At 44.6% G+C, this 4,933-nt stretch carries 3 protein-coding genes; all 3 read left to right on the top strand.

Annotation, left to right across the window (positions count from 1 at the left end):
- Positions 1 to 1,321, top strand: a 1,321-nt coding sequence (locus tag AT710_09130; protein ID KUO90374.1) for an FAD-dependent oxidoreductase, incomplete at its 5' end; no start/stop codon positions are given.
- Entirely contained in the window at positions 1,303 to 2,229 is a 927-nt protein-coding gene (locus AT710_09125) for a monooxygenase (protein ID KUO90373.1), read from the top strand. The genes AT710_09130 and AT710_09125, both read left to right, overlap by 19 nt.
- Positions 2,230 to 3,630 (top strand): carbohydrate kinase, encoded by a 1,401-nt coding sequence (locus AT710_09120; protein KUO90372.1) that lies wholly within the window; start codon positions 2,230 to 2,232, stop codon positions 3,628 to 3,630. It begins immediately after the preceding gene.
- Positions 3,631 to 4,933 lie beyond the last annotated feature (1,303 nt).

Raw genomic sequence — 4,933 nt, 5'->3', positions numbered from 1 at the left:
CTACAATGCAAAGATACTTGTAATAGATAAGAACGTGGAACCCGGCTTCGGTGTTTCCAAAGGACATGCGGGAGTTATTCATGTTGTTCAACCCCCCTTCAACACTCTGAGAAGTAAATTAGCGATAGAGGGCAACAGACTGTATGAAGATATATCTAGGAAATTACATGTTGAAATCAAGAGAATGAGCACTATATTGGTCGCTGAGAGCCCCGCTCATCTGCTTGCATTGCCCGCAGTATGGTTAGTGCTCAAGCGCATCTATGGTAAGCATGGATTTAAGATAAGTATTCTTGGCTCCAGGGAGTTAACTAGGCTTGAACCTAATGTAAAGGGCCTGGGAGGCATTAAAATAGATGGTTATGGCGTGATTAATTCATTTGAATTAGTGTCTCAACTCTATAATTTCTGCTCGCTAAATGGTGTTGATTTCCTCCTAGAGACCACAATCAATAATGCGAGCGTAACTAATGATCGCGTGATCATATCGACCAGCAGAGGCGAGTATGGGGCGCGGCTCCTAGTGAATGCGGCTGGTTTATATTCTGCTGAAATAGCTAAGATGTTTGGAGACGAGTATAGAATAGAGTTCGGGAAGGGCGCAATGTTAGTGTTTTGGGGCGAGCAAACGAGAAGCATAGTGACCCCCCTACAATTAATGCCTAACCCAAAAACTAAAGGAGGCGCAATAATCCCAACCATGTTTGGCACTACCATATGGGGCCCAAGCCTGTCCGCCGGCGATAGGGATGATAGGGCAGTTAATGAAAATGATATTCAGGTACTTCTCGAGAAATTTAAGCGAATAATGCCTAGACACAATTCGATACCAATAAAGGCATATGCTGGCGTTAGGCCCATTCCGGAGGGCGATGACTTCATCATAACGTATAGTAATACGAGCAAACGAATCATTCACTTAATAGGCATTGAATCCCCTGGACTAACCGCTGCCCCAGCAATAGCTAAGAGAGTCATTAATATGGCTAAGGATTCAGGCATTGAATTGCAAGCTAAAAAGGATGCCAAAGAAGTTAAGCCCATCATATTCACTAGGGACTTGGTGAGGGAGGGCAAGCACATAACTGATGATGGAGAAGTCATTTGTCCATGCATGACCATCACGAGGAGCGATATCCGTAATGCCATTAAGCGCGGCGCCAAGACTCTTGATGGGGTTGCATTCATTACTGGACTGGGCATGGGCATTTGTCAAGGTATGTGCCTTGGAAAGGCAATTAAGGTGATCTCCGAGGAATTGGGCGTCGATCCTAGCAAGTTAACGAAGTCAGGTGGCAATTCATGGTTAGTTACTCGATAATTGGCGCAGGCATTGCCGGTTTATCCCTGGCCCTTGAACTTGAAGAGGCTGGCGTCGATGCCAGGGTTATTGAATATAGGGACCGCGTGGGCGGTGTTAACATATTGTATCCAGGAATTGATTCATTCATTGATTGCGCAAGGCATAGAACCAATATAGTGAGCGCAGCGGCTATTAGGATTAATGAAAGAATCTATGAGTTGCGGGGAAATAGCTATAGTGAGCTTAGGGATGCAGTGGCCGCTACTGGTTTTCGAGTCGCAACTTTGCCTGAATTAGGGGTATATGGAGATAGACCGGCAGGCGTGTATACATTTCACGCCGTGCTTGATTTGATCCACTATGGCTTATTGCCGGGGAAAAGAATTGTGATATATGGAGATAATGCATATGCCGCCTTATTAAGCAATGAATTGACTAAACTTGGATGCATGGTCACATTGGTGACCCCAACAAAGATAGATTCAAATCCCGTAAGCGATGTGACCATGATTAAAGGCACTATCAATCGCATCAAGGGGACAAGCAGGGTGGAGGGCGTTCGCATTTATGATAAATGGATCGATGCCGACACCCTAATAGTAGCCATATTTAAGACACACAACCCATTCCCTGAGCTCCGAGCAATTGGGCAAGCCGTTATTGAGTCATTTGATCCAAACATTATAATGGAAAGCGGGAAGATAATGGCACATGAATTAATCGGCGATGGCGAACCAATAATTATAGATAGCAATATACCAATATATCCAGGGAACTTAATCAAGGGAAAAACACGCAGGGTAATAGTCGCGTTAAGGGGTGGTGGGAAGATAATGATTAATGATAAGGAATACGCGATTCATGGCGATGCTGCCGTGATAGATCTCCCTAAGACCGATAAGGTATGCATTAGGGGTGTCAATTAAATGAATCTCGGCGTTATAGATGTGGGAACAACAAGCATGAAACTGATTATATATGATGATGAATTAAACCATGAATATCAAGAATCCATTAATGTGCCGATGCTGTTCCCACGAAGTTATTATGCAGAGCAAGACGCCGAAGCACTTAAGGCGGCATTTAATCACCTATTAAATACAGCGAGAAGCAGGGATGTTAGGCTCATTGGGATCTCCACTTATAGGGCGTCTATAATAGTATGGGACAGATCCGGTAATCCCCTTACCAATATAATTACTTGGCTAGACAGGAGGGGGTTGGAGGTCATTAATAAGTTTCCATTATCGCTACTGAAGCATGTGCCGCCGTTAAGCAGCATATTAGTGTCCACGTCCCCAGCCGTGCAGATACTATGGCTAAAGAGGAATAGGGGCGACTTATTGGAGCGAATTAAGAGAGGCGATGCCTATGTGGGAACCCTTAGCTCCTTTTTGGCATTTTTAATAAGCGGTAAATACATTAACGATGCCACTAATGAGGCGCTGACGGGGCTTTGGAATCCAAGTAATTTCAGGAGAATCAAGGCGGTATATGATGTTCTGGGAATACCGGAGGCAATAAATCCCGATATTGTTGATAATATATATGACCATGGTAATATAAATGGCATTGATATCGGCGTCATGATAGCTGATCAGCAGGCAGCAATGGTTGGCGAGGGATGCATGGAATCTGGCTGCGGTAAGGTAACTAATGGAACCGGATCATTCGTGGATGCCGCAACCAATGAATTCAAGATAGGCAGTGGCTTACTGCCGCTGCTGATGCTTAAGGTAGGCAATGAATCATTTTATGGAGTTGAGGGCTTTCTTCCGGCGACTGGATCAGTCATTGATTGGCTGACTAAGCTCGGCCTCATAAGTGCCCCCGAGGAGTTGGATAAATTAGCTGGAGTAGGCATTGGCGATTTAATTGTAGTGCCAGCATTGGCTGGAGTCAATGTTCCTCAAAGACCGTGCGCCAGGGGCTTAATAGATGGCCTCACCCTAGGCGTTACCAGGGAATCGTTTGTGAGGGCCGTAATGGAGGGACTTGTCCAATTAATTGGTATAATATTTGATAAAATCAGGAATAACGCCAACGTTAATCTGCTCAGGGTCGATGGTGGATTATCGCGAAGCACATTATTCCTGAAACTACTGGCAACCGCACTCAATATAGAGATAGAGCGGCAACGCGATGTTGAAGTCACGGCTAGAGGAGTAGCAGCGATGTTAAATGTATTTCACGGTAAGTGGGGGTTTAGGGACCTAATTAGGGGAATCCATGTGGATCCCGATATTCGCGTGAAGCCAAATGAGGAGAAGGTATCATTAAATAGGGACACCATTAAGAAAATAGTGGTGAGAATGAAGTGCAAGTAATTAATGAATTAATTAAAGTGCTCGGCAATGATAAGGTTGTAACGGATGAATCATCTCTCGAAAAGTATGCTAGGGATTTTTGGCCATTACTAATGATGCGTGAACAAGTGTTTAATGAAAAGCCGCCAAGGCCGGCCGCAGTTGTTCTGCCAAGTAATGAGAATGATGTTGCCACGGCATTAAAGGTAATTAATGGCAATGAGAAGAAGATTCCCGTGGTCATCTATGGAGGCGGATCCAGCGTTACCGGGTCATCTGCAGGCGGAGGCTCCATAGTGATCGATATGACTGGGCTAAATAAAGTGCTTGATATCAATATTGATGACCAAACTATAACGGTCGAGGCGGGGGCTAAGCTAAGGGATGTGGAGACCAAACTAAATGAGGCTGGGCACAGCCTTAGACATGTGCCTCAATCATTCGATTACGCGACTATAGGTGGATTAATAGCCACCATGAGCTCAGGGGAATACAGTACTCTCTACGGCAATATAGAGGATATTACGCTGAACCTAGAGATAGTATTGCCAAGCGGTAAAATAACTTGGCTTCGGCGTAATACTGTTCCACGAGCATCAACTGGTCCATCGCTTAAGCACCTCTTCATCGGCTCTGAGGGATTGTTAGGCATAATAACTAAGGCAGTGCTAAGGATAGTACCATTACCTGCATTCACCATAAATGGATCATATGCATTTAGGTCCATCAATGATGGTATCAAGGCCCTTAGGGAACTCATGATCAATAGGATTACCCCCGCCATTGCTAGGCTATACGATGAGTATGAGTCAAGCATAAGGTTCGGCACTAATAAGCCAACCCTAATAATTAACTTTGAGGGATATAATGATGACCTAGTGACGCTTATGTGGAGCAAGGCCAGGGAAATAATCATGAAGCATGACGGTGAATCAACAGATGATGAATTCTTCAATTTATGGTACAAGAATAGGTTCAATATCGATGAGGAAATAGATAGAGTCAAGAAATTAGGTCTATGGTTCGATACTATAGAGGTTGCCGGCACGTGGTCAAGGCTGCCGCTGATTTACGAGGGCATCAGGAACTCCATAATTAATATTGAAGGGGTTGTGGCGGTGATGGCTCACGTATCTCACCTATATATAAACGGCGCATGCATATATTTCACGGTTCTCTTTAGGCCAAGCAATGAGGCATATTGGAAAATATGGGATGCAGCCATGGAAGCCACATTGAGGAACGGCGGCTCCATAAGCCATCATCACGGCATCGGAATCCTAAGATCGAGATGGATAAATGAGGAACTCGGCGAAGCAANNAA

Origin of the sequence: Thermocladium sp. ECH_B, assembly GCA_001516585.1 — an archaeon.
Taxonomy (GTDB): domain Archaea; phylum Thermoproteota; class Thermoprotei; order Thermoproteales; family Thermocladiaceae; genus Thermocladium.
The sequence above is the reverse complement of the archived record's forward strand: the minus strand, read 5'-3'. Positions and strand labels throughout refer to the sequence as shown.

Bases quoted from the DNA above. Each gene is read 5' to 3' on its own strand.
- AT710_09125 (KUO90373.1), top strand. From the start codon at position 1,303: ATGGTTAGTTACTCGATAATTGGCGCAGGCATTGCCGGTTTATCCCTG.
- AT710_09120 (KUO90372.1), top strand. From the start codon at position 2,230: ATGAATCTCGGCGTTATAGATGTGGGAACAACAAGCATGAAACTGATT.